The sequence below is a fragment of the Flavobacterium filum DSM 17961 genome (genome assembly GCF_000425465.1).
GTDB lineage: Bacteria > Bacteroidota > Bacteroidia > Flavobacteriales > Flavobacteriaceae > Flavobacterium > Flavobacterium filum.
Window position 1 is genome coordinate 16605 of the sequence record NZ_AUDM01000004.1, and the last position, 19022, is coordinate 35626.

The following is a 19022-nucleotide window of genomic DNA, read 5'->3' on the forward strand; positions in this document are numbered from 1 at the left end:
GAAAAATTAAGGTATTCATTAAGGATCAATGAAAAAAAATTAATTTCTTTATGTTAAAAATTATCGCTCAAACATCCCAACCGTTCCACCCACCCAATCTTTATCTTTATTGAATTTCACGCCAATCATTTCGCCACGGCTTAAACGCACTAAATTCGTTACCGGAATAGGAGCAGGGGCATTATCGGGCCAAACACAAAGAATGCGAACTTCTGCTTTGACTTTACCATCCGGTGATTGAATGATTGGGATGTAATTCACTTTTTTCTGTAATATGTATAAGTCTTTTTCTACAACCGCTTCGATATCTTCTTTTTTAACATGGAAAATCACACCACTACCGGAGAAAGAAAACAAAGGTTTCAGCACATAATTCTCTAAATCGGTTGGAATTTCTTTTAAATCACTCAACAAAGTCGTTTCAATGAAATAATCTCCTTTCAAATATGATAAAATGAACTTACTGATGCGGAAAAACCAATTCGGATGTCCGGCCCATTCTACATCTAAATCATCTGAAAAATCAAAGTTCAATTGTAAATCGGTACGCAAATCTAATTCGTCAAAAATAACCCGATTGTAGATGCGTTTTACTTCAATTTCTTCACCCTTTTTGTTGGTATAGTAGAGATTTTTACCTTTTTGAAAGAGTTCTGTGACACATACAATCGGAATACCAAAGTCGCGTTGACAGTAATAAAAATCGATTTTAGTGTTTTGTTTTTCCGGTTCAATTTCCAATAGAATTACTTGCTCTTTGGGATGACGGTTTAGTAGTACTTCTTCCATTAACGCCAAATAACTTTCATGTGTATAACCACTTAAAAAAGGGGTTAATTCATTAAGAAAAGGGTAGAGGTTAACAAATTTCTTAGATAATTCATTCTGAAAATTAAACAAGGATGGAAAGCCTTGCACTTCGATCAATTTTGGAATAATTTTTCCATTATCTTCACAAATACCAAAATCAATCGCCAAGAAAGTAGTATGTTGATCTTCATTGGGTACTTTACGGTTGAGTTCTAAAGCTTTGTTGGTTAAAGATTTGAAATCCGGTTTTTGTATAAAATCAATCACCTCTTGGCATCCTTGCAACAATTGTGCTTTCAATTCATTTGGAATGAAAAAAGGAGTTTCACCAATACGAAATGTAGGACGATAATCAAAATCGTTTGTGATAGAATCGATGAGTTGGTTGTATTTTTCTTCTGAAAATTGTGCGTTGAATACCTTTCTATAATGTTGATTCATACTATTTTGGTTTTAAAAAAGGCACAAAAGAAAAACTTGAGTGCCTTATTTAGTGTTGTGTATCGATTAATTTGATAATGTCTTTTTATGCTTTAATAAATCATTAATAGAGGTGCGAAGAAAATTGGGGATGATGGTTTCATTGGTCAAATAAATTTTATCTTCTTCCACTAAGTATTCCAACATTTTTGAATATTTAACTTTGCCTTTCATTTCAATAATTTTTTCTCTAAAAGCTCTGTTTTTCATATGTGCCAGGAAACTCAGCGGATCGGCTTCCGGGTGGAATTGAACACCCACAAACTCCTTTGAAAAACGGATTCCCATGATAGCACGTTCGTATTGTACATGGTCGCGAATTTTTTCCAACGCAATAATTTGTGCACCTAATTTCTTAATGTTTTTAAGGTGAGGTTGTACCACTTGAAAATCACGACTATCAATCGTATAAAACGGATTTTGGAGGCCTTCAAAAAGTATGTCTGTCAATCCTTCATTTACTTTGTGCGTGGTCATAATACCAAAAGAAGTATCTTTTCGCTTGTTGATTTCGGCTAAGCCAAAGTGTTTACAAGCCATTTGAAAAGAATGACAAATGAACAAAACATGTTTCTTCATTTCATTTTCTTTATTCCATTTCCATAAGGCATCAATCAATTCATAATATTTTTTATCCCAAACACCGTCACCTTCTAAAGGATTTCCGGGACCGCCGGTTGAAATATAGATGTCAAATTTTGTTATATCCGGAAATTCTTTTTTTCCTCTGATATCAAAGATTTGAAACGAAACCATTTGATTAAAACGGTTAATGATATCGATGATACACCGCATTCCCTGGTTGGGTTCGCCATTGTACATGTCTAACACCGCTATTCTGATATGTGAATTCATAAGGTCACAATTAATTGATGCAAATATACCAATTTTGATTTAGTTGACTTCTAAGCTTTTATTGTTCTTTATTCAATAGAAATTAACATTATTTATTGAATACTGATTTTATAGATTTTTTCAAGATTTACATTGAAACTTTGCTAAAGATTCAAAATGTGTAAACATTTTTGCCCGTAAAGACGGGAGATTCCTCTTTCGACTTCGTCATCTTTTCGGAATGACAAAAATGCTTTTAAATTCCTTTTGTAAATTCACTCGTAATAAAATCTACTACTTTGGTTAAATCTTTTGTTTCTTCATAAACGGCTAATTGTTTAGCTGCTCCGGTTCCGTCTCTCAGAATATTGTGGACGTAATTGATTTCTTCACGGCTTCCGAGTTCATCCACTACATCATCAATAAAATCAAGCAATTCTAGAATTAACTCTTTAGTTGGTACTTCTTTTTGCAAACCAAAATCAATCATATTTCCTTGTACACCATAACGAGCTGCCCTGAATTTATTCTCCTTAATTAACGCCAAGCGATACACATTAAAACTTGTATTAGCCGTATTTAATTTATACAATTTTGCTACGATAGCTTGAATAATTGCAACGATACAAATGGTTTCATCTACTGTCAGACTCATATCGCAAATGCGGAATTCAATGGTATTATAGAATGGGTGCAAACGTAAATCCCACCAAATTTTTTTGGGATTGTCGATACAATTTGTTTTCACTAATGTTTCCAAGAAATTGTCATACGATTGAACAGAGTCAAAATATTCCGGTAATCCGGTACGGGGAAATTTATCAAATACTTTGGTTCTAAACGATTTATATCCCGTATTTCTTCCTTCCCAAAAAGGTGAATTGGTAGAAAGTGAAAAAATATGGGGTAAAAAATAACAGGCTTGATTGATTAGCTGCAACCCAATTTCCCGACTTTCGATTCCCACATGGCAATGCATACCAAAAATCAAATTGGAACGAGCCGCATCTTGCAATTCATTTACAATATTATGGTAACGAGGGTCATCCGTAATGGGTTGATCTTGCCATTTAGAAAATGGATGCGTTCCGGCGGCACCTACTACTAATCCTTGTTTAGCAGCCAATTCCACAATCTTTTTTCGTAGAAAAGTGATTTCCTCTCGAGCTTCTTTAACGTTTTTGCAAATATTGGTTCCGACTTCTACCACCGATTGGTGCATTTCGGCTTTTACTTGCTCTTGTAAAATAATTTTGGCTCCATCCACAATTTTCGACATGTGCGATCGAAGGTCACGCGTTTCGGGGTCGATAATTAAATATTCCTCTTCTACACCTAATGTAAAAACAGGTAAAGGTTTCTTCACACTCATTTTAATTCAATTAGCAGTTTTTTAAAAACGTTTAGCGTCATTTACGGAATCTTTCATAAATGTTCCCCAAGTAAGGTTCATCTGTCCTTCTTTGTGTTTTTTGGCGTATTCAATGGCCATTTTAGCGGCTTCTTCTACTACCCATTCAAAATTTTCTTTACCTACCGAAGTAATTTCAGCATCGGGAGCCGGATTTCCAAAGTCGATTGCATAGGGAATACCGTCACGTACGGCAAATTCAACTGTATTGAAATCATACCCCAATCCTTTACAAAGTCGAATCGTGTAGTCTTTAATCGTAGCCAATAATTTTTTATCTGCCGGAGGACCATCCACTACATAACGCAAATGATGCGGATTTCTGGGTTCATAAGGCATAATTCGCACCGACTTTCCGCCCAAACAATATACTCTGAAATAAGATTCAAACACAATTTCTTCTTGTAAAAGCATCACTAATTGTCCGGTTTCCCGGTGAATATCCCAAAACTCATCACGGTTCTCCAAGCGATATACATTTTTCCATCCGCCACCGGCATATGGTTTCATATAAGCTGGAAACTTGACATAGTCAAAAATGGCTTCCCAGTTGAGTGGATATTTTAAATTACGAAAAGATTTACTGGAAGTATCGGTTGGATGTTCAGCAGAAGGTAAAATTACTGTATTGGGTAGCGGAACACCTAAAACATCAGCAAGGCAATTGTTGAAAAACTTATCATCGGCACTCCACCAAAATGGATTATTGATTACGGCAGTACCGGTGAGAGCAGCATTTTTTAAATAGGCTCTATAAAAAGGTACATCTTGTGATATACGGTCAATGATTACGGCATATTCCGTAGCTTTATTTTGAACCACTTTATCGATGGATACTGCTTCTGCTACGATTCCTTTTTCATTTTTTGAATTTACGCGGTCTATAAACGCTTGTGGGAAGGTATCTTCCATTCCGAATAAGATTCCAATTTTTTTCATATTGTTTTGTTTTTAGTGCTGTTTAAAAATATTTAATTCTGGATAAATAATGAGGAAACATTTCCCGCCACACCGGCCAATCGTGTTCTCGGTCCTGTCGAATATCCAACCAATGTGGAATATCACGATGAGCAAGCACTCTACTGAGTTTTAAATTGGCATCGAGACAAATATCCCAATTGGAAGTACCTAATATAATATCCATGTTCCAAAGTTCGCGGTCATTTAAACCATGAAGAAAATCTTCTGGACTATTATAAAATACATTTTCGTCATGATAACCATCCATAAAGCTTTTAATGCTGAATGCTCCACCCATTGCAAACACATGACTTACATAGCCTGGATGTCGAAAAGCAAAATTGGCAGCATGATAACCTCCAAAACTGCAACCTGCTACAGCAACTTTTCCGGAGTAGGTGTTATTTTTGACTTTCTCTACAATTTCATGGCAAATCATTTTATCATACCAAACATGGTTTTGGATGCGATGGGAAGGATGAATTTTCTTGTTGTAAAAACTATCTTTATCAATGCTATCCGGACAAAATATTTGAATTAGTCCTTGTTCAATATACCATTTTGCCGATTCAATTAAACCTTGGTCTCTATTTTCATGATAACTTCCCATAGAGGTTGGGAATAAAATCACTGGATAACCAGCATGACCAAAAACTAACATTTGAATTTCCCTACTTAAATTGGGGGAGTACCATTTGAAGTATTCTTCTCTCATATCAATCGTTTTAACAATAATAATGAAAAAATATCAGTATTTTACATAAATAATTAAGTTCCTTAAATTTTTATCATTAAGCTTTACACACATGTAAAACGATGGTAAAAAATCAAAAAAAACGATAAAATGGAGTATTGAATTTCAGTTTTTTCAATAAAATTAGCTCTCTGCAAAGTCCGAAAACAATAAAATTAAGAATTGTTTACACCACAAAACAACTTTTTTTGGTGTCGTAGTGAAAAACATGTTATCATTATTCATCAAAATTGAGTAAATTTATAGTTCAATATAAATTTGACTAATATGAAAAGAATAGTAATTATTTTGTTTTTTATCGGTTTTTTAAGTTGTGAAACTACTAAAAAATCATCTTCTACTATAATGACAAAAGAGGCAAATTTGTTAAAGTCTAAAGAGGAAGGATATTTTAAAGCAGTTGGAAAAGATTCAATGTGGATATTAGAAATTTCTGAACAACAAGTTCGATTTAAAAATAGTCAACAACAAATTGATTTTACTGCTCTTCACGTTGAACCCATTCGAGCAGCTGATGCGAATATCAAATTATATACTGTTCGATCCGGTGATGAAAACGTACAAATTTCTATTTATGCACAATCTTGCGAGGGTTATAATAATCAAAAAAGTGATTATAAAGTTGAAATAAAATGGAAAAAAGGGTTTAATTCTGAGGAAGAATTATTTTCTGGTTGTGGAAAGTATAGTATTGATTATCGATTGTATGATAATTGGATTTTGGAATCTTTAGAAGGAAAAGAATTGGACAGAACACTATTCCAAAACAATATGCCATCAATTGAAATTAATTCTTCTACCAAAAAAATTAGTGGATTTTCAGGATGTAATCGATTTAACGGAAGTATTTTTCAAGAAAGAGATTTACTCCGTTTTACACAAATAATTTCTACTAAAATGGCGTGTAATAATTTAACTTTTGAAACTACATATTTTAAAGTCATTCAACAGTCAACAGGTTATAAAATTAAGTATAACCGATTATTTCTAACACAATCCGATCAAGTTATTGCTGTTTTTAGAAAAATCGATTAAGATGCTTGTTGAGAATCAAAAAGGATAAGTTGACTTTTTAAACGTTCAATTAGCATATTCATCATACGTTTATTTAGGTTTGATGAATTTTTTAAATATTCAGCATATTCCTCAACTGTAAATAAACCAATTACCATTCCTTTTAAAGCATTTCTAAATTTGATATCTTTTTGAATAGACGTTTCTATAAATTGATTTTTCTTTTCAATTGAATAACTATAAAAATCATTTTTATGCTTGGTGATGTAGTTTTTAAAAACTTCAATAAATAAATCATTTTGCAATTTAAGAATAGGGCGGATGGTTGCATTTTGAAATCGTTCTTCCGCTGATGAAAACTCAGTAATCATTCCAAGTGATTCGCCTCTGTTTTCAGTGATATAAAGATCTCGCGTAGTCATGATATTTTTTCTTTTAAAAGTATAAAAAAACCTCTGTTAAAAAACAGAGGTTAATTTATAGTTATTAAGAATTGACTGTTAATTATTTCACTTTGAAAGTTACTCTTCTTACCAATCTTCTTGCACCAGCAGAATCTTTATCAACAGAAGCATCTTCTCCTTGTGAAACTACGTTTAAACGATTTGGATCAATACCAGCTTTAACTAATATTTCTTTAACATTATTTGCTCTATCGTTAGCTAACTTATCGTTGTAAGGTGTTTTACCGATTTCATCTGCATGACCAATAATATCAACAGTTGATTCAGGATTGTTTAACAAATAAGTACGGATAAAATCTATACCTTCTGTAGAAACATTTGTAGGTTGCTTTTTGTTGAAATCAAAATAGGTAGCAACATAACCATCATTGATGAATTTAGCCATCATTTCAGCATTATTATTTCCTGAATTATACGTTTCATTGGTAACATATGTATTGTTCAAGAATTTCTCCAATTCATCAGGAACACCATTTTGATTAATATCAACCATTCTTCCTTTTGTATCAACCGCTACACCGGCAATAGAGTTTGGTTCAACATCAAGATAATCAGGCACCCCGTCTTGATCACTGTCCGTCATGTTGTTCTCAATTTGTCCAACTCTTTTCTCAAGAGCAGCAATTTCTTCTTGTTGTTTATTGGTTAACACAGCCCAATCACCGTGGATTTTATGAGCACCAAAAGATACAGAAACACCCATAGAAATAGTATACATACTACCTGCTAAATTGTTATTAGCATCTGAATAAGCACCATCCCAATTAAAATGTTGTCTCACATTTGATAACATTGTAAAATCAGCATTTAGTGCAAAGTTTTTAGTAATTCTGAATTCCGGAGTAAAACCGAACATTACACCACCATTCCATTCATCTCTACCTTCGTTTATGCCCATTTTAGGAGTCATTTGTGCAACTTGAACACCACCATGGAAAAGGAATGAGAAGCGACCCAATGATTCTTGAATGTCGAATAAACGAGCTCCATTAATTACTCCTTGAAAACCAATTCTAATGTTTTGCATTTCAAATTCTAAACTTTCATCACTCAAGTTCTTTAAACGATCAAAACCAAAATCTAATTTTAATCCAAATTTTGGACTAAACATATATCTAACACCACCATTGTAATTATTAATTGTTACTCCACCGAAAAACTTTCCTGGGTCACTTCCAAAATAACCAATAGAATAAGGTTTAATACCTTTGCTTTGTCCAGCATTTAATTCAAATGTCCATTTGTTGTATTCATCTGTTTTTTCTTCTTGAGCCTTAACATTAAAAGTACTGAAAAGCAAAACTGAAAAGGAAAGAATAAGTAAACTTTTTCTCATTGTTCGTTAATTATTGATTATAAATATCATTTAAACTAGTGCAAATATAAATGAATTGTTCAGATAATCTAATGATATGTTAAAAAAGTGAGTGTTAAATGAAAGGTTTTTATAGATTAAATGCAACTTATTCCTTATTACGTATGAACTTTCTTAAAAAAAATGTCTCATTTTCGTTTCTTAATAATAAAAAATAAAAAAATAGTAATTTTGAAAAAAAAAGATATGCGATTTCATACCAGAAAATGGGTTAAACCCGAAGATTTAAATCCAAATGGTACATTGTTTGGTGGACGATTATTAGCGTGGATAGACGAAGAAGTTGCTTTATATTCTATTATTCAGCTAGAAAATCCAAAAGTTGTCACCAAACACATGTCAGAAATTAATTTTAAAAGTTCTGCTAAACCCGGAGATATTGTTGAAATTGGAATTGATGTAGTTAAATTTGGTAAAACATCAATTGTCTTGACTTGTGAAGTGAGAAATATCATGACAAGAGAAACCATCATTACTGTAGAAGCAATTACCATGGTTAATTTAGATGAAAATGGAAAACCAAAACCTCATGGCAAAACCCAAATTGAATTTATCCAAGACCGCTTAAAAAAGGATTAAAGGTATTTTTTTTCTAAATAAAATGTTCCAAATGGTATAAGTGAAGCCAAACAAACTATCATAAATAATTTAGTGTTCCACTTTTCGGTGTATTTTAAAATTATGGCTAAGAAAATATAGGCTATAAATAAAATTCCATGAGCCATTCCTATTATTTGAACATATTCTTTTTGATCCATCACATACTTCATTGGCATGGCAAAAAAGATTAGTAATAGCAATGAAAGTCCCTCCAACAAAGCAATTTTTTTGAAAAATGATAACATAGTATTATAACATTTGATAAATGGCAAAACCGTAAATGATAAAGCGAAGTAATCGCAACAAAGCAAACAAAAGGAAATTTTTAAAATTAAATTTAATCATTCCTGCGGCCATAGATGCCATTGCAAATGGTAATGGTAATAATGCTCCTACTGCAATTAAAAACCCACCCCATTTTCGCATGTTGGTAATGTGTTTACTCATTTTAGTAAACATAAATTTGTTAACTGAGGGTATCAATAGCATCGCTTTTCCTGACAAATAAGATACAACTCCGCCCAAGTATGACAATAGTGCTAGGATTGATAAAAATAGTATTGGATGATCTGTATTTTTGGTCCATGCAATAAAAATATCTGGAGGAATTAAACCTAAAATGGATTCTGAAGCAAAAAATACTGAAAATATGGCAAAGTCACTGTAATTTTGAGTAAAATTTACTAATGCAACATTGATATTGATTACATTATAATGAACATAAAGAAGGGCACCTACAATAATAACGGTTGGCAAGAAAGCACTCTTTAAACCTTCTATTATGAATTTATAAAATCCTGTATAGGTATAATATAAATGTAATTGTTTCCATTTATTTTTTTTGATTCTATCTTTTTGCATATTAATGAATGTCAGAAGGTTTAAGTTTAGATTTGGGATGACTAAAATATAAAAATGTAAATCCTATAATTCCGCCAATTAGCGAGGCAATTAGAATTCCGATTTTTGCTTGATGAATATAAATTGGATTTGTAAAAGCCAAATTAGCAATGAATAACGACATTGTAAATCCGATGGATGCTAAAAATCCTACTCCAATTAAATGTTTATAGTTCATTCCATCAGGAAGTGGTGCTAGCTTTAACTTTACAAATAGGGAAGAGGTGCCAACAATTCCGATGAATTTACCCAATAATAAACCAAGAGCAACACCTATAGCTACATAACTTGTGCCTGTTTCTGCTGTTTCAGCTGATAAGGTTACACCGGCATTGGCAAGTGCAAAAATTGGCATAACAACAAATGTTACAAAGGGATGCATTCCGTGTTCTAAACGTTGAAGTGGTGTCATGGCTTGTTTAGAAAGGGTACGCATATCTTCAAGAATATGAAGTTGCTCAGGTGTAACCGTAGGAACGTCATTAGGATCTGCTTCTTTAAATTTTTGCAAATATTTTTTCATTTTTTCAATGAACCCAACTTCATCAATTTTTACGTTTGCCGGAATGGTAAATGCAGCTAAAACGCCAGCAATAGTTGCATGAACACCAGAAACTAAGAAGGCAATCCATAAACCACCTACACCTAATAACCCGTAATAAAAGGTATTTCTAACGCCAATTTTATTTGAGAAAATGAGCAATAATAAAAATATTGAACCAATGATTAGACTCGTGAAAGAAATATCAGAAGTATAAAAAAAGGCAATCACCAAAACGGCACCTAAATCATCGGCAATGGCCAAAACAGTTAAAAAAACTTTCAAAGATGTTGGAACTCTTTTACCTAACAGAAAAAGTACACCAAGAGCAAAGGCAATATCTGTAGCCATTGGAATTCCCCAACCACTGTGAGCTTCACCGGTTTGGTTAAAAAGCAAATAAATCAAGGCAGGGAAAATCATACCGCCTAATCCGGCAACAATTGGCAAAATGGCTTTTCGAGGATTGGATAATTCACCACCTATTATTTCTCTTTTTAATTCGAGACCAACCACAAAAAAGAAAACGCCCATTAATCCATCATTAATCCAATGATGCAACGTTTTATCGAGAAGTATATTTTCACCAATTCCGAAACTTATTTTATGTTCCCAAAAATGATGATAAGCATGTTGCAACGGTGAATTAGCCAAAATTAAAGCAACAACAGCCGATAAAAACAAAACAATTCCACCTGTTGTTGATTTACCGATAAATCGGTTAACAGGATCTATAATCCATTTGTCAACAGGTGTTATTTTTAATTTATACTTCATAAAACGACTGAAAAGGCTTTTAAAGGGGCGTAAAAATAATAAAATCAGTAGTATTATTTGTAAATTTTGAAATGAATAAATAATTTTTAAGTATAATTTAACCTTTTTATGAACAAAATGTAAATTTTCAACAATTAATGCTATAAAATTATTATTTAGGGTTTTAACTGATTATTTTTGCAAAATTTTATTTTTCAAATCAATGTCAAAAAAAGATATTTTATTGGAAATAGAGGAGAAGAAAAAACTCTATGGCTATCAATTAAGTGATATTGATCTTATTTTTGACAAAATAGAAAATTCTTCAGTCAATCATCATTTACTTTATCAATTACCAACCGGAGGAGGAAAAACGGTAATATTTTCAGAAATCGTTCGTCGATATCTTGAAAAGTATGATAAAAAGGTAGTGGTGCTCACTCATCGAATAGAGTTGTGTAAACAAACTTCTAAAATGTTAAAAGCATTTGATGTAAAAAATAAAATCATCAATAGTTTAGTTAAAGACTTGCCTGATCAAGATGATTACAGCTGTTTTGTTGCCATGGTGGAAACCTTGAAAAACCGCTTAAATGATGAAAAATTATTGATTCATGATGTAGGATTATTAATCATTGATGAAGCTCATTTTAATTCCTTCAGAAAATTATTTCATGCTTTTAAAAACTCCTTTTTTCTTGGAGTTACAGCTACACCATTGAGTTCAAATATCAAACTTCCGATGAAGGAGAATTATCAAGAACTTTTGGTTGGTCATAGTATTGATTCTTTGATAGATAATGGATATTTAGCCAAAGCAACAACGTATTCCTATGATGTAGGTTTAACTTCTTTAAAAGTGGGAATCAATGGTGATTACACCGTTAAATCATCTGATGAATTATATACCAACATGATGATGCAAGAAAAATTGATTCATGCTTATCAGTACCATTCGCAGGGAAAAAAGACATTGATTTTCAACAACGGAATTATAACCTCTCTTCATGTTTTGGATAGTTTTAAAGAAGCCGGATACAAGAATATCAGGCATTTAGACAATACTAATAACAATGAAGAACGTAAAGAAATATTGAAGTGGTTTAAAGATACACCGGATGCAATTTTAACTTCAGTAGGTATTTTGACCACCGGATTTGATGAACCTACTGTTGAAACCATTATTTTGAATCGAGCAACCAAATCATTGACTTTATATTTTCAAATGATTGGAAGAGGGTCAAGAAAGCTACCCAATAAAGATAAATTTACGATTATTGATTTAGGTAACAATGCAGCCCGATTTGGCTTGTGGACCGATCGAATTGATTGGCAACATATTTTTAAATTTCCGGAACAATACATTCATAATCTAAAAGGAGATGCAGAAATTGAATTAAATTTTACCTATAAAATGCCGGATGAATTAAGGCAAAAATTTTCTAAGACAGAAGAAATAACTTTTGATATTGAGGAAGCTTACAGATTGGCTATTAGAAATCAAGAACGACCTAAAGTTGTGATTGATAAATCGATTCGCCATCATGCACAAATGTGCGTAGATAATTCTGAAACCCTTAATGAAGCCAAACAATTAGCCAAAGAGTTAGCTGATGATATTGAAAGCAGAGTGCGTCATTTTACTACTTGCTTGGCTAACTCCACCAAAAACTATCGCGATTGGTTAATTGAAGATTATAAAGTCCGATTACTAGTTGAAATAGGCAAATTACACCGTGAAAAAATATTTGCTTCTGAATAGTTTATTCTTACTAAAAAGACTCCATTAAGTTTGTTAAAATCAATAGCTTACTACCGTTAATCGGTAATATATGCAACTGGTCTAAAGCATAGTGCATTTCATCGATAAAATGAGTGTTTTCAACAGATTTCAGAGGATTTATTTTGTGCTCTTTTATATTCAATTTACATTTGTCTAAGATTTAAAACATGAATCAATTACAAATAAAATGTTAATGATTGATGAATTAAATTCAGATTAAGTCGTCCCCAAAAACCGGCGTATCAAAAATACCACAAACCACCCTAAGATTGTTTAAGTGCATCAATTTGCTATGTTCTTATTGAAAGAACCTATGGCGTATGGAATTTTATTAAGTAAGCGTTATGAAAAGAAAGCACGATGTAATGTTAATTTTAGAAGGTACGTATCCTTTTAATGGTGGTGGAGTTTCTACTTGGGCTCACATGCTCTGTAATGATGTGAAAAATTCTAATTTCACTCTTTACTCTATCAATGCAGATTTCGAATCTAAATCAAAATATACACTAAGTGATAACGTAACTAACGTTATACAAGTTCCAATGTGGTCACCGCTTGAACCACAAGAAATGATTGACTATGGAAAAAAATATTTTAAAATCATTTCTATAAAAGAAAAAAATGATTTGAAAAAAATCAATGAAATTTTCATTCCAATTTTTCAAGATTTATTGCGTCATATTTTTTCTAACACTAGAGATGTAAGAGCTTTTGATGAAACGATGAAAAAAATGTGGCGTTATTTTCAAAAGCATGATTATAAAAAAACCATGAAGAGTGAATCGGTTTGGAGAACTTTTTGTTACATGGTAAGTGAGTTAAATGGAGATGATGAGAATGAAAAAGTTACTTTATTTGATTTAACTTCGGGAATGCGTTGGATTTATCGCTTTTTGATTCCACTTTCCATTAATGTTCCAAGAGTTGATGTTTCACATTTGACCTTATCCGGGTTTCCTGTAATTCCTGCTTTGGTTTTAAAATATAAATATGGAACACCAATGGTTGTAACTGAGCACGGCGTATTTATTCGTGAGCGATTATTAGCCATCAATTCTTCAGAATATTCATTTTTCTTGAAAAAGATGTTGATTAAATTCTCAGAATGTGTTACAGAATTGGTGTATTACAAAGCAGATAAAATTCTCTCAGTAAACAAATTCAACATGAAATGGGAGAAATTATATGGAGCTGACCCTAAAAAAATTGAAGTGATTTATAATGGTATTGATCATCAATTATTCAAACCACTTCCAAAACCAAGTCACTTAAAAGATGTACCAACTGTTGTTGCTGCTGCTCGTATATTTGATTTGAAAGATATCATTACGATGATTAGATCTTGTGCTGTTGCTCAAAAACAAATTCCAAACATTCAATATTTGGTATATGGTGATAATAATGCCGTACCTGAATATACTGCTGAATGCGAGCGTTTGATTGATGAGTTAGGTATTAGAGCTAATTTCAAATTAGCCGGATATCACAGCAAACCACATGAATTATTTTGTGAAGGCGATATTTCTATTTTGACTTCCATTTCAGAAGGCTTCCCTTATACCGTTTTAGAATCAATGAGTTGTGGAATTCCGGTTGTTGCTACTGATGTTGGTGGAGTTACCGAAGCATTAGATGAAAACTGTGGATTTATTTGCAAGCCAAAAGATTATGAAGAAATCGGAAACAGTGTAGTGATTTTATTAAAAGATAAAGCGTTAAGAGATAGAATGGGTGAGTATGCCAGAGAAAAAGTAATTCGTAACTTTACCATTGATAAATTTATTAATGCTTATGAAAATGTTTACGAACAAGTTGCCAATAAAGAAGTTAAAGAAGTTCAATTACCAATTATAACAATAGAAGAAGAACAAACAATTAAAGCCTCCTAAAAAATCTACCGCCCCAATTTATTTAACCTAACAACAATAGAATATGAGTTCTACTAATGCATCATGGAAAAGCATAGTGAAAATATAAAGATATTAATAGAAAATGTAAAAGATAAAATAGGAAAACCGGTAAGCAGCAGAGTTGTTGCCGCAACTATTGAGTCTTTTGGTATTCGGGATATTGATACGGAAGCTGATTATGGCGTATCAAATATTCAAGATTTGGCTGTATATATTTACAGACAATTAACTACTTCGATTGAGCACAAAGAAAGTTTGAATGCAAAAGAGAAAGAGTTTGTTGCTACTAATCCTGAAACCATACAACTTTCTGATTATATGAGGGTTAAAGCTAAGCTTTTTGCCCAATACTACCCATTAGGAATTTTTCATCTTTTACCGGTATTTCTTCAAATTGCTGCTATTGTAGCTTTTGGTTATTCGTTATGGACACACGTTCATTTTAATCATTTACAATCTACAGCTGTTGTTTTAGGGGTTATTATTGGTATCGTTTCTACCGGTGGATTTGTACAAGTTATTGGACGGCAAGCAACTTTTTATTGGAATTATCACGATTATTCCATGACAAAGAAAACGGTAGATTCTTTATTGAAATTGGGCGTAAAGACATTATTAGTCGTTTTTGCTTCCATTTATTTTATCAATGTATTTTTTCATATTTTTCCATTTAAAGTTTTATTAGTCATTTTTGCTTATGCTTTTTTAATTGGAACTTTATTATTAGTCTTAGCACCTTTACATACCATAAGACAACGATGGATGATTACCATTTCAATTGTAACCGGAACAGTGATTACAATTGCTTTAAACCAATTTTCAACTTTACTTATATATTATACCCATTGGATTGGAATTGCTGTTGCAATTTTAATTACTAAAATTTATCTATCTTTATTCTTCCGAAAATATCTAAAAAAACATCCCCCTAAAGCTGATTTAACAATTAAAGATACAGTATTAATTTATCAAAATCATCGTTATTTCTTGTACGGCTTTTGTGTTTATTTGTTCATATTTATTGATCGAATATTAGCATGGTCAACCTCTAAAGACGGACAATTACCCTTTATCGTATATTTTGAAAAAAACTATGAACTTGGAATGGACATGGCTATTTTAGTATTTCTTTTATTGGCTGGAGTTTTAGAATACAGTATAGCTTCATTTACTCGCTTTTTGGACATCACTCAGAAAGTAATCAATTTTCAAAAACCAAAACAATTTAATAAAGAGTTGTTCAAATTATATTGGCAAAATGTAATTGTTTTATTAGTTTCAACATTAGTCATTTATTTGCTTATATATCAAGTAATGTTTGCTTCATGGGGTTATAAAGGTCAGTTTAATGAAGAGCTTGATAATTTAAGTGTAATGGTATGTTATATTGGAGGAACTGGCTATTTCTTTCTGGCTTGGGGCATGTTAAACACCCTTTATTTGTTTACACTTGGACAAACTTTACAACCTGTTAAGGGAATTATTTATGCTATTGTAATCAATTTTATGGTTGGTTTTGTGTTAAGTAGATTTGTAAGTTTTGAATATAGTGTAGTAGGGATGTTCTTAGGCTCTCTATTTTTTATGGGATATACAATGAAACATATTTTTCATTTTTTCAAAAAATTAGACTATCATTATTATGCGGCGTATTAATTTATTTTTTTGGCTTTTGCCATCGATAATGATAGCATATTTATCTGAATCAAAGGTAAATAAGAGTTCCGTTTTTGTTTGCTATGGTAAAATCAAAACAGATCAAATCAAAGGCTATTCTTATGTCATTTTAGAAGAAAAACATTATAATAAAGAAGAAATACGCCTTTTGAAAAAGCAGAATAAGCATGTAGTTGCTTATATTAGTTTAGGAGAAGTAAATAGCAATGCTACACATTTCAACCTATTAAAGGATAATACTTTAGGAAAAAACAACAATTGGAACAGTCATTATCTTGATTTATCAAAAGATAAAACTGTAATTGTATTATCACGATTAGTAAAAAAATGTTTAGACAAAGGTTTTGATGGAATGTTTTTAGATAACATTGACAATTTCACCTCATTTGGTCCACAAAAAAATCAAAAAAAGGAATTATTTTCTTTATTAAAAAAAATTAGACAAGCCAATCCGGATGCTTTCTTTATTCAAAATGCAGGTTTTGAATTAATAAACGATACTAGTTTATATGTAAATGCAGTGCTATTTGAATCTGTATTTACCAATTATCAATTCTCTACCAAAAAATATCAATTAAGAGAACAAAAGGAAACAGATATTTATCTAAATAAATTAAAGACAGTTACAGAAAAATATAATTTACCAGTTTTATTGGTTGAGTATGCTGATAATCAAGAACTGTATAAAAATATACAACAAAAGATAAATAATTTAAATGTGAGTTATTTTATCGGAAGCATCGATTTACAAGGAATTCCCTCTTTTAGTAATAGTAAAAAATGATTTTATCAAGCTCCATATTAATAGGTTTTATAAGGATGGTTTTACTAATACTATTCTTATATTATTGTAATAATAAATTAGTAAAACGTGAAGGAAGTCACACACTTATACAATTTATCGTAAATGAATGGTTTAAGTATGGAAGTCTTACTTTAATAATAGTATTTGTCCTGATTCAGTTAAACGTTTACAGTTTAATTAACTTCTTGTTTGTCATTTTAATCTTTATTCTATTAGATGTTGTTGGGATAAAATACTTTAAAAATCCATTGAAATTTTTCAAAAAATCATCAAAAAACAGATTTTTTGAATTTTTAAAAGATACAGAAAATAAAAAATCAATCATAGAACGAGTAAAGCTTGAGCGTCCAAAAAACCTAAAAGATGACCGTGTTTATGTATTTTATTGTACATTAATATTGATAACTCTCGCATTCTTAGGAAGATATTATTTTTACACTTACGATACCTTCTTATTATCTGATTTATGGATAACAGATTTATATAAAATTATTCAATTTGATAATTTTCACTGGTTTGAAACAACAGTAGAGGTGGAGGGTGAGTTGGCTTTTGCTAATATTTATTCTAAACTTGTTGATGTGAGTCCGGAAACGGGCTTGCAAACATTAGTTATTATTGAAGATGTATTACTAAGTATTATCGTTTTTTGGTCCATTCGGAAAATTACCGTTTCTGCTGTATTTGCTCCTATGATTGGTTTCTTTGCCTATATTTTTCTTTACTTTTTATCACCGGTAGAAATTCATTATTTATTGCAAAATCATCCTGTTTTATTAGCCTTAACCCTTGCTTTACCGGCTATGATTTATACTTTGAGACCAGATGTTATTAATTTTAAGAAGACCAATTTTTTCTTTAGTTTAACAACCTGTTTTTTCGCGATTGGATTAATTGATTTGTTTACATTACTTATTTTAATTCCTCCTTTTTATGTCATATCAATTCTTTTTGTAAACAAAAAATATCTATATTTTAAATGGCTATCATTAGCGGCTTATTTGGTTGGAACTGCTCTAATTTTAGGTGCCTACTTTTTAGCTTGTATGCATAAGCAAAATGATTTCATGATTTTTCTTCAATCTAGTTTGATATCTGTCAATTCATTTACTTATATGCCAAATCTGATGGTTCCATTTGAAGAGTTAATTACCTATTATCAATATGGTTCAATATTTGGAATTATTATTCTTCCCATTTTAATTTGGATCAAAAAAGAAGAATGGAAACCTTCTTTAGTATTTTTACTTTATTTTAATCTATTAGTAGCTTTATATTTCTTGGGTTATGAATGGATTGACAAAGATTCACTTCGTTTAGCTTTGTCTGTTTTTATCCCAATTTGTTTTGGAATAACTGCGGCAATTCTTTTGCGATTGTTTTCATTCTTAACCAAATATTTATATAAATTCAAATATACTTTTGCAACATTTGCTTCCATAGTATTACTCACTGGCATTATATATTTCCAAAAAGATATTTTTAATAACGTTAATACTTCTGACAAAACACCTAGGATGGTTTTAGATGCTTATGATGAAATTCTCCACGAATATTTCCCTTTTTCGTATGCAGTAGTTAATGATAATATTGCTCAAACCATGAGTATTAATAAACATTTCTTCATCAATTATGAAGATTTCCTATATGGATATTTGGAAAGTGATGAAATGTATCATAAGAACAAGAAAAAGCCCAATTTCTTAGTTGAAAATCCTCAATATGTCATTCCCAAAAGCATATTAGTATTTGTATATCATGATAATTCGGAACGAAACAATCATTTTGCAGATCAAAGTGAAATTGAACCGCTATTAATGGACCAAATTGAAACATTAAAAAAGCGTGGTCGAGAAGTTTCTTTATTTTATAAAAGCCCTTATGTAAATGTATATGAGATTGTAAATGAACCCAAATCAAGTAAAATTGATGACCTAATCTATTAAGT

Annotated in this window: 17 protein-coding genes; 7 read left to right on the forward strand and 10 right to left on the reverse strand. The window is 31.3% G+C overall.

Features of this window, described 5'->3' with window-relative positions; all coding sequences use genetic code 11:
• Window positions 1–60 precede the first annotated feature (60 nt).
• From H601_RS0101455 to H601_RS0101480, 5 genes are all read right to left on the reverse strand, one after another.
• Window positions 61–1251, reverse strand: coding sequence for a hypothetical protein (locus tag H601_RS0101455; RefSeq protein ID WP_026709863.1), 1191 nt, complete (start codon window positions 1249–1251; stop codon window positions 61–63).
• A gap of 66 nt (window positions 1252–1317) precedes the next feature.
• On the reverse strand, window positions 1318–2145 hold the full coding sequence (locus H601_RS0101465) for a type 1 glutamine amidotransferase (protein ID WP_026709864.1): 828 nt from the start codon (window positions 2143–2145) through the stop codon (window positions 1318–1320).
• A gap of 235 nt (window positions 2146–2380) precedes the next feature.
• Window positions 2381–3496 (reverse strand): carboxylate-amine ligase, encoded by a 1116-nt coding sequence (locus H601_RS0101470; protein WP_035655365.1) that lies wholly within the window; start codon window positions 3494–3496, stop codon window positions 2381–2383.
• Window positions 3497–3517: 21 nt separating this feature from the next.
• Window positions 3518–4474, reverse strand: coding sequence for an ATP-grasp domain-containing protein (locus H601_RS0101475; protein WP_026709866.1), 957 nt, complete (start codon window positions 4472–4474; stop codon window positions 3518–3520).
• A gap of 22 nt (window positions 4475–4496) precedes the next feature.
• A complete protein-coding gene (locus tag H601_RS0101480; RefSeq protein ID WP_026709867.1) occupies window positions 4497–5210 on the reverse strand; it encodes an esterase family protein in 714 nt (237 codons plus the stop codon).
• Between the two features lie 306 nt (window positions 5211–5516).
• Between H601_RS0101480 and H601_RS0101485 the strand changes: the two genes are divergently transcribed.
• A complete protein-coding gene (locus H601_RS0101485; protein WP_026709868.1) occupies window positions 5517–6284 on the forward strand; it encodes an META domain-containing protein in 768 nt (255 codons plus the stop codon).
• Here the strand turns inward: H601_RS0101485 and H601_RS0101490 are convergent.
• Together H601_RS0101490 and H601_RS0101495 are read right to left on the reverse strand one after the other, a co-directional pair.
• On the reverse strand, window positions 6281–6685 hold the full coding sequence (locus H601_RS0101490; RefSeq protein ID WP_026709869.1) for a hypothetical protein: 405 nt from the start codon (window positions 6683–6685) through the stop codon (window positions 6281–6283). The genes H601_RS0101485 and H601_RS0101490 overlap by 4 nt on opposite strands.
• Before the next feature lie 82 nt (window positions 6686–6767).
• Window positions 6768–8063 carry an OmpA family protein gene (locus H601_RS0101495; RefSeq protein WP_026709870.1) on the reverse strand — a complete coding sequence of 432 codons (1296 nt, stop codon included), beginning with the start codon at window positions 8061–8063 and terminating at the stop codon, window positions 6768–6770.
• Between the two features lie 225 nt (window positions 8064–8288).
• Between H601_RS0101495 and H601_RS0101500 the strand changes: the two genes are divergently transcribed.
• Window positions 8289–8681 carry an acyl-CoA thioesterase gene (locus tag H601_RS0101500; protein ID WP_026709871.1) on the forward strand — a complete coding sequence of 131 codons (393 nt, stop codon included), beginning with the start codon at window positions 8289–8291 and terminating at the stop codon, window positions 8679–8681.
• Here the strand turns inward: H601_RS0101500 and H601_RS0101505 are convergent.
• From H601_RS0101505 to nhaA, 3 genes are read right to left on the reverse strand one after another with little or no spacing between them, the layout of a single operon-like run.
• The gene (locus H601_RS0101505) at window positions 8678–8947 is read right to left on the reverse strand and encodes a DUF3817 domain-containing protein (protein WP_026709872.1); all 270 of its coding nucleotides are present in this window, start codon (window positions 8945–8947) and stop codon (window positions 8678–8680) included. The two genes, H601_RS0101500 and H601_RS0101505, sit on opposite strands and share 4 nt — an antisense overlap.
• Window positions 8948–8951: 4 nt before the next feature.
• Entirely contained in the window at window positions 8952–9563 is a 612-nt protein-coding gene (locus tag H601_RS0101510) for a YqaA family protein (protein ID WP_026709873.1), read from the reverse strand.
• A gap of 1 nt (window position 9564) precedes the next feature.
• Window positions 9565–10920: a Na+/H+ antiporter NhaA gene (nhaA, locus tag H601_RS0101515; RefSeq protein ID WP_026709874.1), complete on the reverse strand. Its 1356-nt coding sequence runs from the start codon at window positions 10918–10920 to the stop codon at window positions 9565–9567.
• A gap of 202 nt (window positions 10921–11122) precedes the next feature.
• Between nhaA and H601_RS0101520 the strand changes: the two genes are divergently transcribed.
• The 5 genes from H601_RS0101520 to H601_RS0101540 all read left to right on the forward strand — a co-directional run bounded on the left by H601_RS0101520 (window position 11123) and on the right by H601_RS0101540 (window position 19020).
• Entirely contained in the window at window positions 11123–12661 is a 1539-nt protein-coding gene (locus tag H601_RS0101520) for a DEAD/DEAH box helicase (RefSeq protein WP_026709875.1), read from the forward strand.
• A 365-nt stretch (window positions 12662–13026) separates the two neighbouring features.
• Entirely contained in the window at window positions 13027–14571 is a 1545-nt protein-coding gene (gene pelF / locus H601_RS0101525) for a GT4 family glycosyltransferase PelF (protein WP_026709876.1), read from the forward strand.
• A gap of 63 nt (window positions 14572–14634) precedes the next feature.
• Window positions 14635–16248 carry a hypothetical protein gene (locus tag H601_RS0101530; RefSeq protein WP_026709877.1) on the forward strand — a complete coding sequence of 538 codons (1614 nt, stop codon included), beginning with the start codon at window positions 14635–14637 and terminating at the stop codon, window positions 16246–16248.
• Between the two features lie 28 nt (window positions 16249–16276).
• Window positions 16277–17053, forward strand: a complete 777-nt coding sequence (locus tag H601_RS15010; protein WP_051220620.1) for an endo alpha-1,4 polygalactosaminidase — start codon at window positions 16277–16279, stop codon at window positions 17051–17053.
• Window positions 17054–17322: 269 nt separating this feature from the next.
• Window positions 17323–19020 carry a hypothetical protein gene (locus H601_RS0101540; protein ID WP_156900319.1) on the forward strand — a complete coding sequence of 566 codons (1698 nt, stop codon included), beginning with the start codon at window positions 17323–17325 and terminating at the stop codon, window positions 19018–19020.
• The last annotated feature ends 2 nt before the right edge of the window (window positions 19021–19022 follow it).